This window comes from Mycobacterium sp. (assembly GCF_032159765.1).
GTDB lineage: Bacteria > Actinomycetota > Actinomycetes > Mycobacteriales > Mycobacteriaceae > Mycobacterium.
This window is the reverse complement of sequence record NZ_JAVHWM010000047.1, coordinates 1-4,856: the sequence shown is the minus strand read 5'-3', so window position 1 is coordinate 4,856 and position 4,856 is coordinate 1. Positions and strand designations below refer to the sequence as shown.

Here is a 4,856-nt window from a genome sequence, read left to right as displayed (position 1 = left end):
GGATCCGCACTCACGGGCTGGTGACCGCGTCGATCGCAACTGCCGTTCACGGCGGAAACCTGTCGGTCGCAGCAGCGGATGCCGAAACCGATGCTCGCACACCGGCTCCCGCGGCACGCCAGGCGTCACGGGCACAAGGCCGCGGGCTGGTGCGGCTGGCTCGCCGAGTGTGGCCTGGGCACCAGTGGGACGAGCTGGGAGCGACGCCGCACTTGGCGGTCGCTGCCGGTGCGCTCGGCATGGCCGCGGGGGTCACGTCGAAACACACTGCCGTGCAGGTGGTGTACACCACGATGACGGGCTCGGCGACGGCCGGGCAGCGACTCCTCGCGCTGGATCCCGCTGACGTGGCGGCACTGAGTTTCGAACTGTCCCCGCTGTGCGAGCAGACCGCCGCCGAGGCGTGCGCCGGCTTGGCCGATCTGTCCGATCCGGTGCTGGACGAACTCGCGCAGCGCCACCTGCAACGTCCCCAACCGCTCTTCGTGAGTTGAAAGGCGCTCTATGCCACCGCACATACTCGACGGGCAACCACACGTCCACCACAGGCCCAAGCGCACCCGCACACCGGACGAACCGTTGCGGATAGGCATCGGCGGGCCGGTCGGTTCCGGGAAGACCGCACTGGTCGCCGCGTTGTGCCGTCAGCTGCGCGACGAGCTGTCCCTCGCGGTGGTGACCAACGACATCTACACCACCGAGGACGCCGACTTTCTGCGCAGGCACGCCGTGCTGCCCGACGAGCGGATCACGGCGGTGCAGACGGGCGGGTGTCCACACACCGCTATTCGTGACGACATCACGGCGAACCTTGACGCGATCGACGACCTGATCGCCGGCATCGACGGCCTGCGACTGATTCTGCTCGAGTCCGGTGGCGACAACCTGACAGCCACCTTCTCGTCCGGGCTCGTCGACGTGCAGATCTTCGTGATCGACGTGGCAGGCGGCGACAAGGTGCCCCGCAAGGGCGGGCCTGGCGTCACGTTCTCAGATCTGTTGGTGATCAACAAGACTGACCTCGCGCCGATGGTGGGTGCCGACCTCGACGTGATGCGCCGCGATGCCGCCGCAGTGCGTGGCGAGCGGCCTTTCGTGTTGATCTCCCTGACCGAAGACCCCGCGGCCACCGAGGTTTTGAGGTGGGTCCGCGAACAACTCGCATGCATTCCGACGTCCTGATCGCCGCGCACGCGAGCCGACCCGCGACCATCGAGAGCCGCGGCGCGGTGGCGGCCCGCCGCACGGGACGCGACACCGTGCACCTGGTGTCCGCGGCGGCCGGTCCGCTGGGCGGAGACACGATCCATCTGCGCGTGACCGTCGAACACGGCGCGCGGCTGCGGCTGTGCAGCGTCGCGGCGATGATTGTGCTGCCGGGAATCGACGGCCCCGCGTCACACATCCGCTGGTCGATCGACGTCGCAGGTCATCTCGAGATCAACCCTCAACCGACGCTCGTTGCTGCGCGGGCCAGCCATACGAGTGAGACGCGCGTGCGGTTGACCAATTCCGCGTCCGTACGAATACACGAACGCGTGCAGATCGGTAGAAGCGGTGAACGGGAAGGATTTTGGTCGGGCCTGCTTCACGCGGACCTCGACGGCGCCCCGCTGTTGCGTCACCGTGTCGAACTGGGGACCGGCTCACTGGCCGACGACGAAATCGCCGCGCCGCGCGCCTATGTCGGTGAGTTTCGCTATCCGGGTCCCTGTACCGGCATGGCCGGTGTGACGCTGGAGTTGGCCGGCGGCGGGTGCCTTTCCAGTTGGCAAGGCGACCGCCTCGACTAGGCCCCGCCCCGCGCCGAACGTCGATTACCCGTCGAGATTTTGCCGAAAAAACGACGGGTAATCGACGTTCGGCAAACGTCACAACTGGTAGCGCTGCCGAATTCCCCGGAAGCGCCGCCACATCTGAGCCGTGCGTTCAGCGGGCGTCACAGTCGCGGTGTCCGGCGGTAGCGCGTCCGCCAGTTCGCTGCGTGCGACGAGTCGTGTGCCCAGTACGGCGGGTTGGCCCTCCAGCATATGGCGATACGTCACATTGCCGCGCTCGAATCCCTGCGTGTCCATCCAGTTGTGATACCCGGGATCGTCGTGGGCCAGAATCACCCGCACCTTGCCGTCGCTGTCGACCTTTGTGCGGCGTGGTGTGTAACTGACTGGGCGGTACAGGAAATCCATGCTCGTGAAGAAGACTCCCATGTTCGTCAGCATCCATAGACCCTCGTGAGCGTCGAACTCGATGATCAGCACCTCGTCGGGTGCGAGCACCCAGTGCATGTTCACCGCGGCGCGGCCGCGCTTGACGTCGGCGCCACTGGATGCCACGCCGGGGAACTGATTGAGCCGCTCGGTATCAACGCCCCCGTACGTGAACGGGAACTCGGGCCAGTCGTCCATAAGGCCGGTGACGAAGGTCGCGGCCCATCCCATCGCCGCGACCATCTCGGCAGCTGTCGGCAAGGGTTTGGGAGCAGCCATGTCCACCCGCTCGATCCGCATGCGTGCTGGCTGCTCGTCCCAATCGTCGAATCCCTGGCGGATGAACAGCTTTCGTGAACCTTCGGTGGTAGGCAGCCAGTTGGGGCCGCGCTCAGGTCCGCCGATGTACAGCTCGAAGCTGCCATCGGAGTCAGTCGCTACGCCCATCAGATTCGCCTCGGGCACGTCGCCGAACGGCTCGTGCAGCACCCCGGGTCCGTCGGATCGTGGCCCCTGCACCGTGAAGTTCAGAAAACGTGCGCTGCCGCGAGTGCCGGCGATCCGGTACGTCGATCGGCCGTCGATCCACGCCTGCTGGTACACGAAATCAGCACAGTCGCCGCCCAGCTTGCGTGTCGGGTTGCAGAACGTGTGGATGACGGGGTAGCGCGTGTCTTTCGTCTCCAACGCGAAATCGAAGGCCTGCCCGAGGTTTTGGGTGAGGAATCGGAACGCGTCGACGCGATGCGGGCCCGAGGCCGGATTCTCGTCCTTGAACGCACGCTCGCCGGCCGCCTTCAGCCGGTCACAAAACTCGCTCCACGCGGCGTGAAGCGCAGCGTCGTGGGGCCCCTCTCCGTACGCCATCTATGCACCGAGCCGATCGAGCATCGCGGTCACCACATTGCACGCACGCGATGCCGCCACGAATCGGCCCTCGCGTTCGATGCGCGGCCCGATCAACTCCAGATCGAAACCATGCGCATACCCTCGCGCGATCGCCTGCGCCAGGAACGACTCGATCGCGATGGTGCCGTCGCCCGGTACCGCACGGCCGGGAAGCGCTCTGTCGCCGAGGACGTAGTCACTCAACTGGATGAGGCGCGTGCGGGGCAGCGCCCGGTCCACCAGGGACGCGAACCCGGCTTCGGCCCAGCAGTGGAACAGGTCGATGCAGATCCCGATGCCGGCCATCTCAGCGAGAGCGATCGTGTCGCGAAGCGTGTGCGCGATGTGGATATCGGCGTACAGGGCCGACGCGTTCTCGATCGCAAGCCCCACGCCCGCGCTGTCTGCCGCGCGCACGCACGGCTCGATCGCCGAGCAGAACTCGTCGGCGCTCTGCTCCCAGGTGCGTCCCCCACGTCCGCCGGTCAGCATGTAGACCGTCCGTGCGCCGAGGCCCGCGGCGGCGTCGACTACCCTCAACAGCTCGTCCCGGCCGCCGAACACGTGGCACACCGCTTCGATCGAGTAGCCGCCAGCGACCAACGCCGCGAGACCGGCCTCGGCCAGCTGTGAGTCCAGGATACTCAGCCGCGTGAGACCGATTGCCCGCCAATACTTCTCCAGCTCGGACAACGACGCGCCCAGGAAGGTGACGTTGTGCACCGACAACCGCTCCTGCATGCCGGCCTAATCCCGCTGCTCGATCTTGACGCCGAAACGTGTTCGGAACGGCTCGAATTCGTCATGCAACGCAGCGATGTCCTCCCCGATGTCGGTGAGCAGCTTCACCGAATACCTGAACTTGCCGTAGCGGTCGCCCTTGTTGTTGGCCAAGTAGTCGCGCATCGCGTCCTCGGCGTCAGAACTCAGGGGCCAGCCGGAGAAGTCGTAGAACAGGCGGACGGTTTCCACCTGATCGGCGAGGAAATCGGTATAGCGGACGTGCAAGATGCGGGGATCGTCGACGAACGGGTTGGTCATCGTGTTGGCGATGCTCTGCCGCGTCAGCTCGAGGTGCATCTTGGCGGCGGCGTCGAGATCAACCGGCCCGACGATCCCGTCGAGGATGTCGGCCATCATCATCGTCCGCGACGCTGCGACCTGCACCGGGTCACGGTGCAGCCACATCAGGCGGGCATCCGGGTAGGCGTCGAAGAACTCCCTCAGCCGGAACCCGTGAAAGCCCTTGAGCACCCAGCGTTTCCGTGGCCTTGCGTACTGCAACTGCTGCAGCATCGCCTTGTGGATGCGGTACTGCGCCGCCGGGTCGATCGGCAGGCCGCCGACCAGCGTCTGCATCGGCACCCGCCACCAGGCCGTCGGCGTCATCACCCGGAAGTCGAACGCCCAGGTGCGTTCGTCCTCCGGCAGTCCGTCGCCGAGCATGTCGTTGTACGGATGGCTGTGCAGCCATTTCGGCATCTTGGCGTTGATCTCGCGCCAGTCGGCGTCGGCCTTCGCGCGGCGCGGGTCGTCCCCGCGGCTGACTCCGGGAGGCGGCGACGGGTACATCACCTCCCAGAATCGCAATGCGCGTGCCGTTGGATCCACCGACATCAGCGCGTGCATGAGCGTCGTCCCCGAACGCGGCTCGCCGGTGACGAACATCGGTCGCTCAATCACCTCGTCGGCGACAGGAAACCGATTGCGGTCCTCGAAGAATTCGAGCCGTGAGGTCAGCAGCCAGTGGCATACCTCGGT

General features: G+C 66.2%; 6 protein-coding genes. 3 read left to right on the top strand and 3 right to left on the bottom strand.

Going from position 1 to position 4,856, the window contains the following annotated elements; genetic code table 11:
- The 3 genes from QOH60_RS05185 to QOH60_RS05175 all read left to right on the top strand — a co-directional run.
- A partial coding sequence (locus QOH60_RS05185; RefSeq protein WP_526417809.1) for an urease accessory UreF family protein occupies positions 1-494 on the top strand: 494 nt, incomplete at its 5' end.
- 10 nt (positions 495-504) lie between these two features.
- Positions 505-1,182, top strand: coding sequence for an urease accessory protein UreG (gene ureG, locus QOH60_RS05180; protein WP_526417807.1), 678 nt, complete (start codon positions 505-507; stop codon positions 1,180-1,182).
- The gene (locus tag QOH60_RS05175) at positions 1,164-1,793 is read left to right on the top strand and encodes an urease accessory protein UreD (RefSeq protein ID WP_526417805.1); all 630 of its coding nucleotides are present in this window, start codon (positions 1,164-1,166) and stop codon (positions 1,791-1,793) included. Before ureG ends, QOH60_RS05175 begins: the two co-directional genes overlap by 19 nt.
- A 78-nt stretch (positions 1,794-1,871) precedes the next feature.
- Here QOH60_RS05175 and QOH60_RS05170 read toward each other — a convergent pair whose 3' ends face one another.
- The 3 genes from QOH60_RS05170 to QOH60_RS05160 form a co-directional block, all read right to left on the bottom strand.
- Entirely contained in the window at positions 1,872-3,074 is a 1,203-nt protein-coding gene (locus QOH60_RS05170; RefSeq protein ID WP_526417803.1) for a DUF1214 domain-containing protein, read from the bottom strand.
- Positions 3,075-3,836 (bottom strand): sugar phosphate isomerase/epimerase family protein, encoded by a 762-nt coding sequence (locus QOH60_RS05165; RefSeq protein WP_526417801.1) that lies wholly within the window; start codon positions 3,834-3,836, stop codon positions 3,075-3,077. It abuts the gene before it with no gap.
- 6 nt (positions 3,837-3,842) lie between these two features.
- Positions 3,843-4,856 (bottom strand): sulfotransferase (locus QOH60_RS05160; protein ID WP_526417799.1); only part of this gene is annotated, 1,014 nt, incomplete at its 5' end.